The sequence below is a fragment of the Mesorhizobium sp. B2-1-1 genome (genome assembly GCF_006442975.2).
Taxonomy (GTDB): Bacteria; Pseudomonadota; Alphaproteobacteria; order Rhizobiales; family Rhizobiaceae; genus Mesorhizobium.
The window spans coordinates 409,378-428,663 of the sequence record NZ_CP083954.1 but is presented as its reverse complement, the minus strand read 5'-3'; the positions used below and the strand labels follow the sequence as shown (position 1 = coordinate 428,663).

At 64.9% G+C, this 19,286-nt stretch carries 14 protein-coding genes and 1 pseudogene; all 15 read left to right on the top strand.

Annotation, left to right across the window (positions count from 1 at the left end):
- The first annotated feature begins 333 nt into the window (after positions 1–333).
- The 15 genes and pseudogenes from FJ972_RS01960 (at position 334) to FJ972_RS01890 (ending at position 19,258) form a co-directional block, all read left to right on the top strand.
- Complete coding sequence (locus FJ972_RS01960; protein ID WP_010912942.1) at positions 334–1,035, top strand: response regulator transcription factor; 702 nt, start codon at positions 334–336, stop codon at positions 1,033–1,035.
- Positions 1,036–1,178: 143 nt separating this feature from the next.
- On the top strand, positions 1,179–2,963 hold the full coding sequence (locus FJ972_RS01955; RefSeq protein WP_140491185.1) for a sensor histidine kinase: 1,785 nt from the start codon (positions 1,179–1,181) through the stop codon (positions 2,961–2,963).
- A 210-nt stretch (positions 2,964–3,173) separates the two neighbouring features.
- Complete coding sequence (locus tag FJ972_RS01950; RefSeq protein ID WP_140524428.1) at positions 3,174–3,620, top strand: HPr kinase/phosphorylase; 447 nt, start codon at positions 3,174–3,176, stop codon at positions 3,618–3,620.
- A 164-nt stretch (positions 3,621–3,784) separates the two neighbouring features.
- Positions 3,785–4,186, top strand: a complete 402-nt coding sequence (locus FJ972_RS01945; RefSeq protein WP_027032585.1) for a PTS sugar transporter subunit IIA — start codon at positions 3,785–3,787, stop codon at positions 4,184–4,186.
- On the top strand, positions 4,183–4,479 hold the full coding sequence (locus FJ972_RS01940; RefSeq protein ID WP_140491179.1) for an HPr family phosphocarrier protein: 297 nt from the start codon (positions 4,183–4,185) through the stop codon (positions 4,477–4,479). Before FJ972_RS01945 ends, FJ972_RS01940 begins: the two co-directional genes overlap by 4 nt.
- 173 nt (positions 4,480–4,652) lie before the next feature.
- Entirely contained in the window at positions 4,653–6,053 is a 1,401-nt protein-coding gene (gene ahcY, locus FJ972_RS01935; RefSeq protein ID WP_140517752.1) for an adenosylhomocysteinase, read from the top strand.
- A gap of 187 nt (positions 6,054–6,240) precedes the next feature.
- Positions 6,241–8,796 (top strand): sensor histidine kinase, encoded by a 2,556-nt coding sequence (locus FJ972_RS01930; RefSeq protein ID WP_140524100.1) that lies wholly within the window; start codon positions 6,241–6,243, stop codon positions 8,794–8,796.
- Positions 8,797–8,804: 8 nt separating this feature from the next.
- A complete protein-coding gene (tsaE, locus tag FJ972_RS01925) occupies positions 8,805–10,316 on the top strand; it encodes a tRNA (adenosine(37)-N6)-threonylcarbamoyltransferase complex ATPase subunit type 1 TsaE (protein WP_140524098.1) in 1,512 nt (503 codons plus the stop codon).
- A gap of 86 nt (positions 10,317–10,402) precedes the next feature.
- Positions 10,403–11,077 (top strand): nucleotidyltransferase family protein, encoded by a 675-nt coding sequence (locus FJ972_RS01920; RefSeq protein ID WP_246674109.1) that lies wholly within the window; start codon positions 10,403–10,405, stop codon positions 11,075–11,077.
- Complete coding sequence (gene addB, locus FJ972_RS01915; protein WP_140524096.1) at positions 11,074–14,208, top strand: double-strand break repair protein AddB; 3,135 nt, start codon at positions 11,074–11,076, stop codon at positions 14,206–14,208. Before FJ972_RS01920 ends, addB begins: the two co-directional genes overlap by 4 nt.
- Positions 14,205–17,726: a double-strand break repair helicase AddA gene (gene addA, locus FJ972_RS01910; protein ID WP_140524095.1), complete on the top strand. Its 3,522-nt coding sequence runs from the start codon at positions 14,205–14,207 to the stop codon at positions 17,724–17,726. Before addB ends, addA begins: the two co-directional genes overlap by 4 nt.
- Positions 17,727–17,800: 74 nt before the next feature.
- Complete coding sequence (trxA, locus tag FJ972_RS01905; protein ID WP_140491167.1) at positions 17,801–18,124, top strand: thioredoxin; 324 nt, start codon at positions 17,801–17,803, stop codon at positions 18,122–18,124.
- Positions 18,125–18,258: 134 nt separating this feature from the next.
- Positions 18,259–18,540, top strand: coding sequence for a cupin domain-containing protein (locus tag FJ972_RS01900; RefSeq protein ID WP_140524093.1), 282 nt, complete (start codon positions 18,259–18,261; stop codon positions 18,538–18,540).
- A 64-nt stretch (positions 18,541–18,604) separates the two neighbouring features.
- Positions 18,605–18,853: a type II toxin-antitoxin system VapB family antitoxin gene (locus tag FJ972_RS01895; RefSeq protein ID WP_140524091.1), complete on the top strand. Its 249-nt coding sequence runs from the start codon at positions 18,605–18,607 to the stop codon at positions 18,851–18,853.
- Positions 18,850–19,258, top strand: a pseudogene (locus FJ972_RS01890) (PIN domain-containing protein). The gene FJ972_RS01895 and the pseudogene FJ972_RS01890 overlap by 4 nt, the downstream one beginning before the upstream one ends.
- The last annotated feature ends 28 nt before the right edge of the window (positions 19,259–19,286 follow it).

Genomic DNA, 19,286 nt, shown 5'->3' with positions numbered 1-19,286 from the left:
TTCTCCGATTTGCCGCATCTTTGCCGGCGCCTTCCGGCACGCCCACTACGCGAGCTTAGATGGTCAGAACCAGAAAAGCCGAATGATATCAAATCATTAATCGATTTAAATATTTTGAAAGTTGTTTAAATCGTTTATATGTGCAAAAAGTTTCGTGGTTGCCCAAAGGATTGGCGGCGCTGGTTCGTCCAATCCATATCGAGGTGCGATCGTGGCCGCCGGCATGCCGCCCGTGACAGCGGCGAAGGCCTATGCCACATTTTGTACCTAATTTGTCCTGCAAAAGCCCCTTCTCTACCAAAGAAGGGACAGCTCATGAGGGAGCCGCTTGAAATGGCAACAATCGCGCTTGTCGATGACGACCGCAACATTCTGACCTCGGTGTCGATCGCCCTCGAATCGGAAGGCTATCGCGTCGAAACCTACACGGATGGTGCGTCCGCGCTGGAAGGCCTGGCGGCGCGCCCGCCGAATCTCGCCATCCTCGACATCAAGATGCCGCGCATGGACGGCATGGAACTCTTGCGCCGGATGCGCCAGAAATCCGACCTGCCGGTCATCTTCCTGACCTCCAAGGACGACGAGATCGACGAGCTGTTCGGCCTCAAGATGGGCGCCGACGACTTCATCCGCAAACCCTTCTCGCAGCGTTTGCTGGTCGAGCGGGTGCGCGCGGTGTTGCGTCGTGCCAGCGCCCGTGAGGCCGCGGCAAAAGCGCCCAGCCAGCAGGCGCGCTCGCTCGAGCGCGGCCAGCTCGTCATGGACCAGGAACGCCACACCTGCACCTGGAAGGGGGAACCGGTGACGCTCACCGTCACCGAATTCCTGATCCTGCATTCGCTGGCACAGCGCCCCGGCGTCGTAAAAAGTCGTGATGCGCTGATGGATTCGGCTTATGATGAGCAGGTCTATGTTGACGACCGTACCATCGACAGCCACATCAAGCGGCTGCGCAAGAAGTTCAAGGCCGTCGACGACGACTTCGAGATGATCGAAACCCTTTACGGAGTCGGATACCGGTTCCGCGAGGCGTGAATAGGCGGGTAGGCAATAGAGAATAGTCGGTAGTCAGTTTTGAATGGTGCGAGCGGCCACCCGTGCATCGCCGCGATCTCAGCCAACCATTTCTCTATTCGCTACCCGCTACTCACTAATACTAAGCAGGGAACTGCTGTTCGATGGCAGTGGAAGCACAGCGGAGCAGATCGGCGGGCGTTGCAAGGCGGCCGGCGCGCATCATGCCCGCGTTCCTGTCGAAGCTCACCGTGCCCATGCGCCGCTTCCTCGGCCATCACATCTTTTCCAGCCTGACGCGGCGTATCCTCTTCCTCAATCTCGCCGGCCTCGCAGTCCTGGTCACCGGCATTCTCTATCTCAACACCTTCCGCGACGGGCTGATCGACGCCCGCGTCGAAAGCCTCATGACCCAGGGCGAGATCATCGCCGGCGCGATCGCTGCCTCGGCGACGGTCGAGACCGATTCGATCAGCATCGATCCGGAAAAGCTGCTTGAGCTGCAGGCCGGCGAAAGCCTGGGACCGGGCTCCGACCAGCTCGACAATCTGGATTTCCCGATCAATCCTGAACGCGTCGCCCCGGTGCTGCGCCGGCTGATCTCGCCGACCCGCACCCGCGCCCGCATCTACGACCGCGACGCCAATTTGCTGCTCGATTCGCGCCATCTCTATTCGCGCGGCCAGATCCTTCGGTACGATCTGCCCCCGGTCGACGAGGAAGAGCCCGACCTTGTCGAACGCATCCAGAAGTTCATCTTCGACTTCTTCCGCAACACCGATCTGCCGGTCTATCACGAGCAGCCGGGCGGCAATGGCGCCGCCTTCCCGGAAGTGGTCAAGGCGCTGACCGGCAGCCCGTCGACCATCGTCCGGATCAGCGAACAGGGCGAGCAGATCGTTTCCGTCGCGGTGCCGATCCAGCGCTTCCGCGCCGTTCTCGGCGTGTTGATGCTGTCGACCGAAGGCGGCGACATCGACAAGATCGTCGCCGCCGAACGCAAGGCGATCCTGCGCGTCTTTGGCATCGCGGCGCTCGTCACCGCCATCCTGTCGATGCTTCTGGCCTCCACCATCGCCAATCCGCTGCGCCGGCTGTCTGCGGCGGCCGTGCGGGTACGGCGCGGCGTCAAGAGCCGCGAGGAAATTCCTGATTTCTCCGACCGTCAGGACGAGATCGGCAATCTGTCGATTGCCGTGCGCGACATGACGAACGCGCTCTATGCGCGCATCGAGGCGATCGAGAGCTTCGCCGCCGATGTTTCCCATGAATTGAAGAACCCGCTGACCTCGCTGCGCAGCGCGGTGGAGACCTTGCCGCTGGCCAAGAACGACAATTCGCGCAGCCGGCTGATGGAGATCATCCAGCACGACGTCAGGCGGCTGGACCGCCTCATCACCGACATTTCGGATGCCTCCCGTCTCGACGCCGAGCTGGCGCGGGATGACGCGGGGACCGTGGACCTGAAGAAGTTCATCACCGACCTCGTCGCCGTCTCGCGTGAAACGACGCGCAACAAGAAGGCGGTCGAGATCGAGCTCAGGGTCGCCAAGCTGCCGCAGGGCGTCAAGGGCTATTTCGTCGTCGGCCACGACCTGCGCATCGGCCAGGTCATCACCAACCTGATCGAGAACGCCCGCTCCTTCGTGCCAGAGGAGCGCGGCCACATCATCCTGTCGCTGGCGCGCACCGGCAAGTTCAACATCCTCACCGTCGATGACAATGGTCCCGGCATCCGTGCCGACAACATCGACCGCATCTTCGAACGTTTCTACACCGACCGGCCCGCCGGCGAGGCGTTCGGCCAGAATTCAGGCCTTGGCCTGTCGATATCCAGGCAGATCGTCGAGGCCCATGGCGGCACGCTGACCGCCGAGAACATCCCCGGCACCAAGCCAGGCGAGATCAAGGGCGCCCGCTTCGTGGTTACGCTGCCGGCCGAAGCATGATCCCGAAAAGTGGGAACCGGTTTTCGGATCAGATCATGCCTCATGCAAAAATGATCCCGGATATCGCGGCCTTACGGCCGTCATCCTCGGGCTTGTCTCGAGGACCCGCCGCACAGCGTGACTATGGTGCGAACACTATTGGAAGACCTGCAGATCCTCGGGATGACGGCGTTGGATCAGGATTTCCGAAATACACAAGCGGGCACGCTCATGCAGCCTGAAAACATCCACGCAACGGCCATCCTGATCGGCGAGCGCGGCGTTCTCGTCAGCGGCGCATCCGGTTCGGGCAAGACGACGCTGGCGCTGGCGCTCATTGACCATTGCCACCCGCGAGGCTTGTTCTCACGGCTCGTCGGCGACGACCAGCTTTTCGTCATGGCACATGCGGGACGGCTGGTGTGCCGCGCGCCCGCCGCGATCGAGGGCCTGGTCGAGGTGCCCGGGCTTGGTCCGCGATCCGTGCCGTTTGAAGCGGGTGCCGTCATCGATCTGCATGTCAGGCTTTTGCCGGCCGGCGAAGTAGCACGCTTTCAGGAGGATGCCGACGACACCATCGCCGGCTGCCTGGTGCCGCGGATTGACGTTGCGGAACGCAATATTGCCGCTGCCTTGCCCGCCGTGATGGCGCATCTGTCGATCGCGCCTTTTCTATGATGCGACCGGGGTTTTTTGCTGCAATGCGTCAAAATGGCATGGGCCGGCGCAATTTTGGGCTTGTCAACGAGCCGCGCGTCGACAAGATAGCGCTCCCGCCGCCTGGAATGGCTGGCGAGCATAAAATGCGCCTGTGAAGCGGCGATGACGGGAGCCACCAAAGAATGATCGGACTCGTGCTTGTAACGCACGGTCAACTGGCCACCGAGTTCCGACATGCCGTGGAACATGTCGTCGGGCCACAAGACAATTTCGAAACCGTGGCGATCGGGGCTGACGACGATATGGAGCAGCGCCGGCGCGACATCGTCGATGCCGTTGCCCGTGTCGACACCGGGACGGGCGTGATCGTGTTGACCGACATGTTCGGCGGCACGCCTTCGAACCTTGCCATTTCCGTGATGGAGTCCGGCCGCACCGAGGTGATCGCCGGCATGAATTTGCCGATGCTGATCAAGCTATCCTCGATCCGCAAGGGCGACAACATGGCGGCGGCCCTCGACGAGGCGCAGGCGGCGGGGCGCAAATACATCAATGTCGCCAGCCAGCTCCTGAGCAGCAAATGAGCACGATGTCGTCGGAAAAGGACCAGATCGTCCGCGAATTTCCGATCGTCAATCAACGCGGCCTGCACGCGCGCGCCTCGGCCAAGTTCGTGCAGCTCGCCAGCGGCTACAACGCGTCGGTCCACGTCGAGAAGGACGGCGTCAAGGTCGGCGGCACCTCGATCATGGGCCTGATGATGCTGGCGGCAAGTCCGGGCTATTCGATTCGCGTCACCGCCAGCGGTCCCGAAGCGCTTGAGGTCATGAATGCGCTGGAGCAGCTGGTGGCGTCCCGCTTCGGCGAGGAATGCTGATCCCTTACCTCCGCATGAAAGACATGCAGGGATAAAGATTTCTTTATATCCCATTGTCGTCTTGACGCCGATCTGCTAGTCAGGCGGGCAATTCGCGCCCTTCGACGCGCCTGCCGGCGCGGGCGCATCCGCAAACAATTCAATAGCGTAACAATTCGCATCGGAGCACTGCCATGACGGGTAGCAAGGACTATGTGGTCGCCGACATCTCGCTTGCCGGCTGGGGCCGCAAGGAAATCGAGATCGCCGAAACCGAAATGCCGGGCCTGATGGCCTGCCGCGAGGAATTCGGCTCCAAGAAGCCGCTCAAGGGCGCGCGCATCACCGGCTCGCTGCACATGACCATCCAGACCGCGGTGTTGATCGAGACGCTGAAGGCGCTCGGTGCCGATATACGCTGGGCTTCCTGCAACATCTTCTCGACCCAGGACCATGCGGCTGCTGCCATCGCCGAGGCCGGCATCCCGGTCTTCGCCGTCAAGGGCGAGACGCTTGAGCAGTACTGGGACTACACCGACAGGATTTTCCAGTGGGCCGACGGCGGCACCTCCAACATGATCCTCGATGATGGCGGCGACGCCACCATGTACATCCTGATCGGCGCGCGCGCCGAGGCCGGCGAGGACGTGCTGTCCAATCCGCACAGCGAGGAGGAGGAATATTTCTATGCCCAGGTCAAGAAGCGCATGAAGGCTTCGCCCGGCTTCTTCACCAAGCAGAAGGAAGCGATCCGGGGCGTCACCGAAGAGACGACCACCGGCGTCAACAGGCTCTACCAGCTGCAGAAGAAGGGCTTGCTGCCTTTCCCGGCCATCAATGTCAACGACTCCGTCACCAAGTCGAAATTCGACAATAAATATGGCTGTAAGGAATCGCTGGTCGACGGCATCCGCCGCGGCACCGACACCATGATGGCCGGCAAGGTCGCCGTCGTCTGCGGCTATGGCGACGTCGGCAAGGGCTCGTCCGCCTCGCTGAAGGGCGCCGGCGCCCGCGTCAAGGTCACCGAGGTCGATCCGATCTGCGCCCTGCAGGCGGCGATGGACGGCTTCGAGGTCGTCACGCTCGAAGATGCCGCACCCACCGCCGACATCGTCATCACCACCACCGGCAACAAGGATGTCGTCACCCTCGACCACATGCGTTCGATGAAGGACATGGTGATCGTCGGCAACATCGGTCACTTCGACAATGAGATCCAGGTGGCATCGCTGCGCAACCTGAAATGGACCAACGTCAAGCCTCAGGTCGACATGATCACCTTCCCCGATGGCAAGCGCATGATCTTGCTGTCGGAAGGCCGCCTGCTCAACCTCGGCAACGCCACCGGCCATCCGAGCTTCGTCATGTCGGCGTCCTTCACCAACCAGGTGCTGGCGCAGATCGAGTTGTTCACCAAGGGCGAGCAGTACCAGAACCAGGTCTACGTGCTGCCCAAGCATCTCGACGAGAAGGTCGCGCGCCTGCATCTCGACAAGCTCGGCGCTCGCCTGACCGAACTGTCGGGCGAACAGGCAGCCTATATCGGCGTGACCCCGCAGGGTCCGTTCAAGCCGGAACACTACCGCTATTAACCAAAGCTGAATTTACTACCAGATATTGACGCCGGGCGATTGACTTTTCGCCCGGCTTTATTTTTGCGCCGAATGATTCTTCACGCCGATTCCAGCAGGCGCTATTGTTGTGATTCGCGGTCCGGGGACGAGGACCGGCGTACGCATCAGGGCGGTCTTGCATTCAGGCGGCGAAGAGGACCAAGACATGCCGGGGGATAACCCGCTTTGCGCGGGACGGGCCGTTTCCGGCGGCCATGACGATTCGAGGATTACCGGCACCGCCACGCGAGGCGGGCGCCCTTCATGGCGCGCGCGCGCCGGACTTTTCCTTGCCGGCTCCGCACTTGGCTGGCCTTTGGCCGGCACGGTGGCCCACGCCCAGGCTGCTGGTGCGGAGGCCGCAAGCCTATCGGTGAGCACGGTCGAGGTCGTGCAGCTTGCCGTCTTTGTCGGAGTGATGGGAGCGGCATTCCTGTCGGCCATCGTTCTGATCCGGGAGAGAGCGCGCACCTCGGCCGAAAATGTCGAGCTCAGGAGCCGCATCGCGGACATCAACGCGGCGCTGCGCCGTTCGGAGGCGCTGCTCAACTTGCGCGACCAGCGTGTCGTCGTCTGGGCCTCGGAGAACAAGAAACCCGAGCTCATCGGCACGCTGCCGGTCGAAAGCGGCGCGCCCGAGGAGCGGGCCGCCTTCCTTGCCTTCGGCCGCTGGCTGATGCCGCGCTCGGCTGCGGCACTCGAGCATGCCGTCGCGGGGCTGCGCGAAAGAGCCGTGTCCTTCGACCTCGTCATCGAAACGCAGACCGGCGCTCCGCTGGAAGTGCATGGCCGCAAGAGCGCGGCGCATGTGCTGGTGCGGTTCGTTTCCCTTTCCGAGACGCAACGCAGCCAGGCCCGGCTGAAGATCGAAAACCAGCGGCTGGCCGCCGATCATGATACGATGATCGGCCTGCTCGAGGCGCTGAAGATGCCGGCATGGCTGCGCGGCGAGGACGGCCGCCTGAGATGGGTGAACCGGGCCTATGCCGAAGCGGTCGAGGCCGAAAGCGCGGAGATGGCCGTCCGCGACGCCAAGGAATTCCTCGGCGGCCAGGCGCGCGACGCGATCGCTGCCCAGCACAAGTCGCACCCGGTCTTCGAACAGACGCTTTCCACGGTGATCGAAGGCGACCGCCGCGTTTTCGCGGTGACCGATTTCGCCGGCGCCGACGGTTCGGCGGGACTTGCCTGCGACACCAGTGCCATCGAAACCATCCGCAGCGAATATGAGCGCACCGTGCGCAGCCACGCCGACACGCTCGACCAGCTCAACACGGCGGTCGCGATCTTCGACACCGACGAGAAGCTGCGCTTCTTCAACCAGGCTTTCCAGAAGCTCTGGGGCCTCGATGCAGGCTTCCTGCACAGCGCGCCCGATAACGCTTTGCTGCTGGATCGGCTGCGCAGCGAGGGCAAGATCGCCGAGCAGCCGGAGTGGCGTCGCTGGAAGGAAGGCCTGCTCGGCGCCTACCGCGCGGTGGAATCGCAGGAGCATTGGTGGCACCTGCCCGACGGCAAGACCATCCGCGTCGTCGCCAACCCGCAGCCCAAGGGCGGCGTCACCTGGGTGTTCGAGAACCTGACCGAGAAGATGGACCTCGAAAGCCGCTACCGCACCGCGGTGCGGGTCCAGGGCGAAACACTCGACAACCTCGCCGAAGGCGTGGCGGTGTTCGGTCCCGACGGCAGGCTGCGCCTGTCGAACCCGGCATTTGCTACTTTGTGGGGCCTGGACGCCGAAACCGCCCGGCCCAATGTCCATGTTTCCGCAATCCGTGAGCTTTGCGACCTGCAAGCGATCGACAGCCCGTGGGGCAGCTTCGTCGCCGCCATCACCGGCTTCGACGACGAGCGCCGCGACCGCCACGGTCAGACCGAGCTCAACAACGGCACCGTGCTGCGCTACGCCGTGATCCCCCTGCCCAACGGGCAGGTGATGATGACCTTCGTCGACGTTACCGACAGCGTCCGTGTCGAACGCGCGCTCAAGGACAAGAACGAGGCGCTGGAGAAATCTGACCAGCTCAAGAACGAATTCGTCCAGCACGTGTCCTACGAACTGCGCTCGCCGCTGACCAACATCATCGGCTTCACCGAACTGCTGTCGCTGCCGGCCACCGGTCCGCTGACGCAGAAGCAGCGCGAATATGTCGAGCATGTCGGCTCGTCGTCCTCGGTGCTTTTGACCATCGTCAACGACATACTCGACCTGGCCACGGTCGATGCCGGCATCATGCAGCTCGACATTTCCGAGGTCCATGTCGACCGCACGATCGCCGCCGCCGCCGAACTGGTTGCCGACCGGCTGGAAGAGCATTCAATCAGGCTCGAGGTCGATGCCGCCGCGGCGCCGAAGACCTTCCACGGTGACGAAATCCGCATCCGCCAGATCCTCTACAACCTGCTCAGCAACGCCGCCAACTACGCGCCGGAGGCCAGCGCCATCCGGCTCGCCTGCCGTCAGTTGGCGGACGGGGTGGAATTCTCGGTCCATGACGATGGACCCGGCATGCCGCCCGACGTGCTTGACTCGGTGTTCCGCCGCTTCGAGCCGCGCGCCAATGGCGGCCGCCGGCGCGGCGCCGGGCTCGGACTGTCGATCGTCAAGAGCTTCGTCGAGCTGCATGGCGGCAGCGTCCGCATCGAAACCGGCAAGGACAAGGGCACGACCGTCATCTGCACCTTTCCCGACATGCCGGGCATCCGCGCCGCGGCCGAGTAGCGCACTCGATGGCCGCATTGATGCTCGAGCGTTTACTCGCCGACGAAACACAGACAGCGCGGCTGGGTGAGGATCTGGCGCTGGCGTTGCGCGCCGGCGACGTCCTGGCGCTGAAGGGCGATCTCGGCGCGGGCAAATCGACGCTGGCGCGGGCGCTGATCAGGGCCTTGGCCGACGATGCCGGTCTCGACGTGCCGAGTCCTACCTTCACCCTTGTGCAAAGCTACGATACGCGCATCCCGGTCCATCATTTCGACCTCTACCGCCTGTCCTCGGCAGCCGAGCTCGATGAACTGGGCTTCGACGAGGCGTTGGCGCAAGGCGCGGCCCTTGTCGAATGGCCGGAACGGGCCGAGGGTTATTTGCCTGGGACCGCCGTGCTGATCGAACTCGTCCAGCATGGCGATGGCCGATTGGCGAGACTGTCCGGGCAAGGCGCTGCCTACGATCGGGTGGCGCGGTCGCTCGCCATGCGTGATTTCCTCGAAGGCGCTGGATGGGGCGAGGCCAGCCGCCGCCATTTCATCGGCGATGCCTCTGCCCGCTCCTACGAAATTGTCTCGCTTCCAGGCCATGCCGCGAGGGTGCTGATGAACTCGCCGCGGCTGGTGCTAGGCCCGCCGGTGCGCGACGGCAAGCCCTATGGCGTCATCGCCCACACCGCCCAGTCGGTGTCAGCCTTCGCCGCCATCGACCGCGCGCTGCTCGCCGCCGGGGTCAGCGTTCCCGAAATCCATGCGCAGGATCTCGACCAGGGATTCCTGCTGCTCGAACATCTGGGCTCCGAAGGTTTCCTGGACGGGCATGGCAGGCCGGTCGCCGAGCGCTATGAGGCGGCGGCCGAACTGCTCGCCATGATGCATGGCAAGACCTGGCCCCACCGGATGGAGGCCGCGCCCGGCGTGTTTCACGATGTGCCGCCCTTCGACCGCGACGCCATGCTGATCGAGGCGGACCTGCTGGTCGATTGGTACGTGCCGATGCTGACGGGCGCTCCGGCGGGCGATGCCTTGCGCGTCGGCTACCACAAGGAGTGGAACGCGGTTCTCGACCGGCTCGCTGACAGCCAATACACGCTGATGCTGCGTGACTTTCATTCGCCGAACATCATCTGGCGCGCTGAGCGCTCCGGCCATGACCGGCTCGGTATCGTCGATATCCAGGACGCGTTGATCGGCCCCGCCGCTTACGACGTCGCCTCGCTGGCCATGGACGCGCGCGTCACCATCCCGCCAGGCATCGAGAAACGCACGCTCGATGCCTATGTCGCCGCCCGCCACGCGGCCGGCCCATTTGACGAGGCGGCATTCCTCGAGGCCTATGCGATCATGGCGGCGCAGCGCAATTCCAAGATCCTCGGCATCTTCGTCCGGCTCGAAAAACGCGACGGCAAGCCCTATTATCTGAAGCACTTGCCGCGTATCCGCGACTATCTGCGCCGGGCGCTGTCTCATCCTGCCTTGGCCGGCCTTCGCGAGTTCTATACCGCTCACGGTCTGCTGGAGGAGCAAACGCCGTGACATCGATACCGGACGCAGCGAGCGTGCCCAAAACTGCGATCGTGCCCAAAACTGCGATAGTGCTTGCCGCAGGGCTCGGCAAGCGCATGCGGCCGATCACCGACACGATCCCCAAGCCGCTGGTCAGGATCGCCGGCAAGACGCTGCTCGACTGGGGCCTCGACAGTCTCGCCGCGGCCGGCATCGGCAAGGCCGTCGTCAACGTGCACTATCTTCCCGAACAGATCGTCGCTCATCTCGGCGCGCGCCATGCGCCGCGGATCGTCATTTCGGACGAGAGCGAGCGGTTGCTCGATTCCGCCGGCGGCATCGTCAAGGCGCTGCCGGAGCTCGGCCAACAGCCCTTCTACATCCTCAACGCCGACACCTTCTGGATCGACCAAGGAACGCCCAATCTCAACCGTCTCGCCCTTGCATGGGACGCCGCGAAAATGGATATTCTGCTGATGCTGGCGGATCTCCATCAGGCGACCGGACACTGCGGCAGCACCGATTTCCTGGTGGCGCCGGACGGCACCCTGCGGCGTTCCAAGGGCGATCCGGCGGGCCTGATCTATGCCGGGGCGGCGATCGTCCATCCGCGCATCTTCAAGGGTGCCCTGCCGGAACCTCATTCGCTTAACGCCTACTTCGACAAGGCGATCGCCGCCGGCCGGCTGTCCGGCATGCCGATGCATGGCCATTGGATCACCGTCGGCACGCCTGACGCTATTGCGAGCGCGGAAGCGGCGGTCGCCGACGCGCTAGCCGAGTTGCAATGAGCGGCCCGGGCCGCGTTTTCTCCATTCCGCCCGGTGCGCCGTTTCTGCCGACGCTTGCCGAGGCGCTGCTGGCCGGGCGTCTTGTTCCGGGCTTTCGCTTCGATGGCGACCCGCTCGCCTTGGCCGATGTCATCATCTATGTGCCGACGCGCCGCGCCGCGCGCGCCTTGCGTGGCGTCTTCGTCGACAGCCTGTCGGCGAGGGGCGGCGGCGGTTCGGCGATTCTGCCAGTCATCCGGCCGCTCGGCGAGTTCGATGAGGACGAGGCCGCGTTCGAGACGGAAGCGTCGGCGGCCATCGACCTCGCGCCGCCGATCGCGGCGACCGAACGCCTGTTGCTGCTGGCGCCGTTGGTGCGTGCCTGGAAACGCCGGCTGCCGGCGCATGTGGCGGCGCTTTTCGACGAGGAGATCGTCATTCCGGCCTCCGCCGCCGATGCGATCTGGCTGGCGCGCGATCTCGCCCGGCTTATGGATGAGATCGAGACGGAAGGCACGGACTGGACGCGGCTCGCCGATCTGGTGAGCGGCAATCTCGCGGGATGGTGGCAGGTCACGCTCGATTTCCTCGGCATCGTCACCGAAGCCTGGCCGAAATTCCTTGGGGAACGGAACCTCTCCAACCCGGCCGCGCATCGCAGCGCCCTGCTCCGGCTGGAAGCGGCGCGGTTGCGGCGCAATCCGCCCGCCGGGCCGGTTATCGCCGCCGGTTCCACGGGCTCCATCCCCGCCACGGCAGAGCTGCTGGCCGCCATCGCCCGCTTGGCGGGCGGAGCCATCGTGCTGCCAGGCCTCGACCGGACGATGGATGAGCCGTCCTTCCAGGCCATCACGGCGCCGGGCGCACGTCCGGCCGTGCTCGGCCATCCGCAATACGGCCTCGCCAAGCTGATCGGCACCATCGGGGTGCTGCGCGGCGATGTCGAGGAGATAGGCGCGGCCGGACATGAACTCGCGCTTCGCGCCGCCCTCGTCGGCGAAGCGCTGCGGCCGGCCGAGACCACCGAATTGTGGGCCGAGACGCGCAGCGGCTTTTCCGCCTCCGACATCGAGCAGGCGTTTTCCGGCGTGAGCCTGCTGGAGGCGGCCGGCGAACGCGATGAAGCCGTGGCGATCGCCGTCGCGCTCAAGCGCGCGGTCGAGCAGCCCGGCCAAAGGGCGGCTCTCGTTACCGGCGACCGGGCGCTGGCGCGCCGCGTCTCGGTCGAACTCGCCCGCTTCGGCGTCGTCGCCGACGATTCCGGCGGTGTGCCGCTTTCCAACACGCCCGCCGCCGGCCTGCTTGGGCTGGCGTTGCAGGCGGTGTTCCGCCCCGGTGACCCCGTCGGCCTGCTGTCGTTGCTCAAGCATCCCCTGCTTGCCCTTGGCCTGGACCGGACGAGCGTTCGCCATGCGGCGGAACTGATCGAGCTGGTGGCGCTGCGCGGCGGCACCGGCCGCCCCGACATCGCGTCGCTGCCGGACCTGTTCGAAGCCCGCTTGGTTGACCTCGGCGCCGACAGCAGGCGGCCTTTCTGGTTTACCCGGCTGACCGTGCGCGCCATCGAAGGCGCGCGGAATTTGCTCGGACGTCTCAACGAAGCGCTGGCGCCGCTTGCCGCCTTTCGCGGTCAGGCCGACGCCGGTCTTGTGGCGCTGGTCGGGGCCAGCGTCGTGGTGCTGGAAAATCTCGGCCGTGCGGCCGATGGCGGGCTTGGCGCGCTCTATGCCGGCGATGCCGGCGAGAAGCTCGCCGACCTGTTGCGTGGACTGGTCGCGGCGCCCGTGCCGCTGTCGTTTGCCGCCGACGAATGGCCCGACGTCATGGACGCGCTGATCGCGCCCGAGACGGTCAAGCCGGCGCAAGGCACAGACAGGAACGTTGCCATCTGGGGGGCGCTGGAAGCCCGCTTGCAGAATGTCGACACGTTGGTCATCGGCGGCATGAACGAAGGCGTGTGGCCGCGCAAACCCGAAAGCGACCGCTTCATGTCGCGGCTGATGAAGACAGGCATCGACCTGGAGCCGCCCGAACGGCGCATTGGGCTTGCCGCGCATGATTTCCAGATGGCCATGGGGGCGGCGAAGGTGGTGCTGTCGCGCTCCGCACGCGCCGGTGACGCGCCCGCCGTGCCCTCGCGCTGGCTGCAGCGCATTCTCACTTATATCGGCAAGGACCAGGCAGCCAGGCTTGCCGAACGCGGCGACGAGCTCATCGCCTGGGCGCGCGCGCTCGATACCGGCCCGCGGCGGGATTTCGCGCCGCGCCCGCAGCCGAAGCCTCCGGTCGCGCTGCGTCCAACCCATTTCTCGGTCACCGAGATCGAGACGCTGCGTCGCGATCCCTACGCCGTCTATGCCAGGCGCGTCCTCGGCCTGCTGCCGCTCGACCCGGTCATCCGCGACCCGGGTGCGGCCGAGCGCGGCACGCTGTTCCACGCCATCCTGCATCTGTTCTCGGGCAGCGTGGCCGATCCGCGTGCTCCCGATGCGCTGGCCGGCCTGCTCGCCGCCGGCCGGACCTGCTTCGCCGAGGCAGCACTTCCCGCCGATGTCGAGGCGGTCTGGTGGCCGCGTTTCGAAAAACTCGCCGCCAGCATCATCGAATGGGAACGCGGCCGCGCTGGGGCCGTGGCCCGGCGCCACGCCGAGGCGCGAGCGGGCAAGACCATGGTCGGCCAATCCGGGATCACCCTGTCGGGCTATGCCGACCGGGTCGATCTTCTCCATGGCGGCATGGCCGACATATTGGACTACAAGACCGGCTCCTCGCCTTCCAAGGCCCAGGCGCACACGCTGCTGTCGCCGCAACTGGCGCTGGAGGGCGCGTTGCTCAGGCGCGGCGCTTTCCAGGAACTCGGCGCGCGCGAGCCCTCGCAATTGGCTTTCGTCAGGCTGAAGCCGAATGGCGAGGTTTTCGAGGAATCGATCCTCGAATACAACCGGCAGCCACGCACCGCCACGGACCTCGCCGAGGAGGCCTGGGCGCGGCTGGAGAAATTGCTCATCCACTATGCCGATCCGGCGGCCGGCTATCTGTCGCGGGCACTGCCGTTCCGCGAAGGCGAGACCGACGGCGACTACGACCATCTCGCCCGCGTGCTCGAATGGTCGGCGGGCGGCGATGCGGACGATGAGGGAGGGGAGGCATGAAGAAAGCCTATCCCATCCCCGGCGAAACCGCCGCTAGGCAGGCCAGCGCCTCGGATCCGAGGAATTCCGCCTGGGTGTCGGCCAATGCCGGGTCCGGCAAGACCCATGTGCTGGCCCAGCGCGTCATCCGGCTCCTGCTTCGCGGCACCGATCCGTCGAAGATACTGTGCCTGACCTATACGCGCGCCGCCGCCGCCAACATGTCGAACCGGGTTTTCTCGACATTGTCGGAATGGACCGCGCTCGGCGATGCCGAATTGGCGGTGAGGGTCGAGGCGCTCGATGGCCGCCGGCCCGACCGCGAAACCATGCGCCGCGCCCGCCGCCTGTTTGCCGAGGCGCTGGAAACGCCCGGCGGCCTGAAGATCCAGACCATTCATGCCTTCTGCGAATCGGTGCTGCACCAGTTCCCGCTGGAAGCCAACATCCCCGCGCATTTCGAGATGCTCGACCCGCAGATGGAGGCATCGTTGTTCGCCGCCGCGCGCCGTGAAATGATTTCGGGCAGCGCGGCGGATCGGCCGGACCTCGCCGAAGCTTTCGCCGCCGTGCTCGAGCGCGGTGGCGAGGCCGGGCTCGACGCCTTGCTGGGTGAGATCGTCCGCAAGCGCGACGAACTGGGCGCCTTCATCGGTGAAATCGATCGAGGCGGCCCGAACTTCCAGACGCTGTTCGACGAATTCCAATTCCGCCCCGGCCAGACCGCCGAAGGCATAGCGGCCGCCATCTGGCCGCTGCCCGGCTTCCTGCCGGATTATTTTGCCGGCTTCGCCCAGGCGGCGGAGGCCGCCGACGCCAGGACGGTGCTCAACAACATCTTGCCTCATGCGCGCCTGGCTTTCGCGGAAACCGACCCCGTGCGCCGCCTGCAGCTGCTTTCGCGGGCTTTCCTGAAGGCCGACGGCGACGTCTACGATCCAGCCAAGGCCTTCAAGAAGGCGCTGCTCGACCGGCTGCCGGACCTGGCGGAGCGCTATCTCTCGGCGACCACCGCAATCGTCGAGACGGTCGACCGGCTCGCCCTGTTCCGGATGCTGGAGGGCACGCGCGCCGCGCTGACGCTGGCCGACTGGCTGGTCGCCCGCTACGAGCAGTTGAAGCGTGGCCGCGGGTTCCTCGACTTCAACGACCTGATCACCCGCACCGTCAGTCTCCTGGCCAGGCCCGATGCCGGCCCGTGGGTGCAATACAAGCTCGACCAGGGCATCGACCATATCCTGCTCGACGAGGCGCAGGACACCAGCCCCGACCAATGGGAGGTGGTGAAGCGGCTGGCCGAGGAATTCTTTGCCGGCATCGGCGCCCGCGACACCGCGCATCGGACGATCTTCGCTGTCGGCGACGAAAAACAGTCGATCTATTCCTTCCAGGGAGCGGCGCCGGATTCCTTCGCCGACAGCAGGCTCCTGTTCGCAAGCAAGGTGCGCGACGCCGATGCGCCCTTCGCCGATCTGAAGCTCACCTGGTCGTTCCGCTCGACCGACGATGTTCTGGCCGCCGTCGACCGCGTCTTCGCCGATCCGGTCGTGCGGCGTGGCATCAGCCATGACCCCGATCCGCTGAGCCACAAGGCGATACGCACCGATGCGCCGGGCTATGTCGAGGTCTGGCCATCCATCGGCGCCGACGTCGTCGACGAGCCGGACGACTGGACCCAGGCAGTCGACCATGCCCGCGCGCCGGCGGTTCGGGTTGCCGAAAACGTCGCCGCCACCATTGCCGGCTGGATCGGCAATGGCGAGGTCATCGAAGGCCGCGGCAAGAAGCTGCGCCCTGGCGACGTGCTGGTGCTGGTGCGCAAGCGCGATCGCTTCGTCCATGCTCTGACGCGTGCCCTGAAACGTCGTGACATCCCGGTCGCCGGCGCCGACCGGTTGAGCCTGCCCGGCCACATCGCGGTCAAGGACCTGATCGCGCTCGGCCATTTCCTGATCCAGCCGCAGGACGATCTGTCGCTCGCCGCCGTGCTGCGGAGCCCGATCTTCGATCTGTCGGAAGAGACGCTTTTCACACTGGCCGCGCAAAGACCATCCGGCCTGTCGCTGGCCGGGTCCCTGCGCCAGCATGCCAGCCAAAGCGAAGCGCTCGCGGCGGTCGCCGCTCAACTCGACATCTGGGCCAACGAGGCCGTCTTCAAGCCGGTGTTCGAATTCTATGCCGGCCTGCTGGCACGCGGTGGCGTGCGCCGCAAGATGGTTGCGCGGCTCGGGCCGGAGGCCGGCGACATTCTCGACGAATTCCTGAGTTTCTGCCTTGCCGAGGAGCGGGCCGGCTTACCCGGGCTGGAAGCCTTCCTGTCGACGCTGGAGAGCGCCGGCCCAGAAATCAAGCGCGAGATGGACCAGACCCGCGACGAGGTCCGCGTCATGACCGTGCATGCAGCCAAGGGGCTCGAAGCGCCTGTCGTCTTCCTGGTCGATGGCGGTTCGGCTCCGTTCAGCGATCAGCACCTGCCGCGCCTGATGCCGTTCGAGGGTTCGGGGCTGAACTGGAGCGGCAAGGGCTTTCTCTGGCGCTCGGCCAGCGACGTCGCCAACGGCATTTCGAAGGCTGCCGCGGCAAGGGCGCGCGATCTCGCCGATGACGAGTACCGGCGGCTGCTCTATGTCGGCATGACCCGGGCCGAGGACAGGCTGATCGTTTGCGGTTATCACGGCAAGCGCGCACCGAACACCGGCACCTGGCATTCGGTCGTCAGCCGTGCCCTGGTCGGGGCGCCGGAGAGTGCCGAGTATCCGCATCCGGCCGGCGGCGGCGTCTCAGTGCATCGCTTCCAGGTGACCGGATTGCCGCCGTTTGCACCGGTCGCCGAGAGCGAAGCCAGGCAGACGCGGGACTTCGAGCCGCCGCCCGAAATCTTGTTCAAGCCGCTGCCGCCATACGAGGACCTGCCGCGCCCGCTGTCGCCATCCGGAGCCTCCGCCCTGATCGACGAGGGCAAGGAAAGCGTCATCGACACCGGCTCGCCAGTGCTGGATGGCGACGCCGAACCCGGCTTCGCCGTCATGCGAGGCCTGGCGCTTCACAAACTGCTGCAGATGCTGCCCGGCGTGGCGCAAAACGAACGCCAGGGCGCAGCCGAACGCTATCTCGCCCGCGCCGGCGCGCAATGGCCGGCCGGCGAGTGCGAAAAGGCGGTCGCCTCGGTGATGGCGATCCTTGCCGATCCGCGTTTCGCGCCGCTTTTCGGACCCTCTTCGCGCGCCGAAGTGGCGGTCATGGGCAGCCTCGACGTCAAGGGCACGAAACGCTCGATTTCCGGCAAGATCGACAGGTTGGCGGTGACGCCGGACCGCGTATCCATCATCGATTACAAGACCAATCGGCCGGCGCCCGCCTCGCTGGGCGAGGTTCCGCCCGCCTATCTGCTGCAGCTCGCGCTCTATCGCGCCTTGCTGCGGCCGCTCTATCCCGGCCGCGAAGTCACGGCGGCCTTGCTGTTCACGGAGGCGCCGCGGCTGATCGAACTACCGGCTCGGGCCATGGATGACGCTCTTGCCCGACTCACGCGAGCGTGACACAAGAACTGCTTGAAGAAGGGCGCGGCAACCACCACATTTGGTGCGACGAAAAATTTCGAAAGGATTTCCGCATGGCTACCGTCAAGGTCGACAAGAACAATTTCCAGACCGCTGTGCTCGACGCCAAGGAGCCGGTCGTGGTGGATTTCTGGGCGGAATGGTGCGGTCCCTGCAAGATGATCGCGCCGGCGCTGGAAGACATCGCCAATGAGCTCGGCAGCAAGGTGAAGATCGCCAAGCTCAACATCGACGAGAATCCCGAACTGGCAGCGGAATTCGGCGTGCGCTCGATCCCGACGCTGATGATCTTCAAGGGCGGCGAAAGAGCCGATGTGAAGGTTGGCGCCGCGCCCAAGACCGCGCTGTCGCACTGGATCAACGGTAATCTCGCCTGATCAATCCGAAATTCCTGACATCAAGCCCGGCCGATCGCGCCGGGCTTTTTGTTGGCGTCATTGGTCGCCCGCTCTGGCCCTGACGTCCGGGGCCTCCATGTCTTCTGCTGGAAGCAGATGCAGGGAGAGGAAAAATGACCGGATCCGCCAAGGCCACCGTCTTCATCGACAATGAGCGCGTCATCGTCACGGAATACCGCTTTCAGCCGGGCGACAACACCGGCTGGCACCGCCATGGCCACGACTATGTTGTCGTGCCGCTGATGGACGGCAAGGTAAAGCTTCTGACCAAGGACGGCGAATCCTTCGCCGAAATGAAGAAAGGCGCGCCCTATTTCCGCAGGGAAGGCGTCGAGCACGACGTCATCAGCGCCAATGAGGGCGAATATGCCTTCATTGAGATCGAGCTGAAATAGCGGCGTTCGCCTCGAATACCGCAGCGGAAACCGGTATATATGTCTTCCAACAACGGAGTTTGAGATGGCCGAACCTCAGCTCTCGGTCCGTAGCGCAAAAGCACGCGACCTGGCTCATAGACTTGCTCGTCGCGAAAATCGCTCGATAGCAGATGTCGTCGAGCGAGCGCTTGAATCGTACGAGATCCGTGAGGCGGGACGCGAGCCCGCCACCACCTTCTACGCCCGCCTCACGGCCAGTTGTGGCGTCGATATCGATCTGAAGGAAATCATCCGCGACGGCCGCCTGGTTCATGCTGGACCCGAGCTTTGATTTTCGTCGACACCGATGTGATTTCAGAGACACTCAAGAAGGCACCGGACGAAGCCGTTCTCGCCTGGCTTGTCCGCAACGATGCTGAATTGGCCCACGGTGACGATTGCTGAAATCGCTTTCGGCATTCACAAAATCCGACCTGATGAGCGCGCGGATCGCCTGGAGCAGGGGCTTTCTCAATGGCGCCGTCGCTTCGCCGACCGGATTTTTGGGCTGACCGAAGAGGCTGCGCTGGCTTACGGCGAGATCATGGGAACCGCCAGCCGCCTGGGCCGTGGAATGTCGGCTCCCGATGGCATGATCGCCGCGATCGCGCGTTTAAACGGTGGTCGGCTGGCGACGCGCAACCTCAATGACTTTGGCGCGGCCAACCTCGACCTGATCTCACCGTGGGATTTCTAGCGTTGAAACGGATTCACGCGAAGCGTCT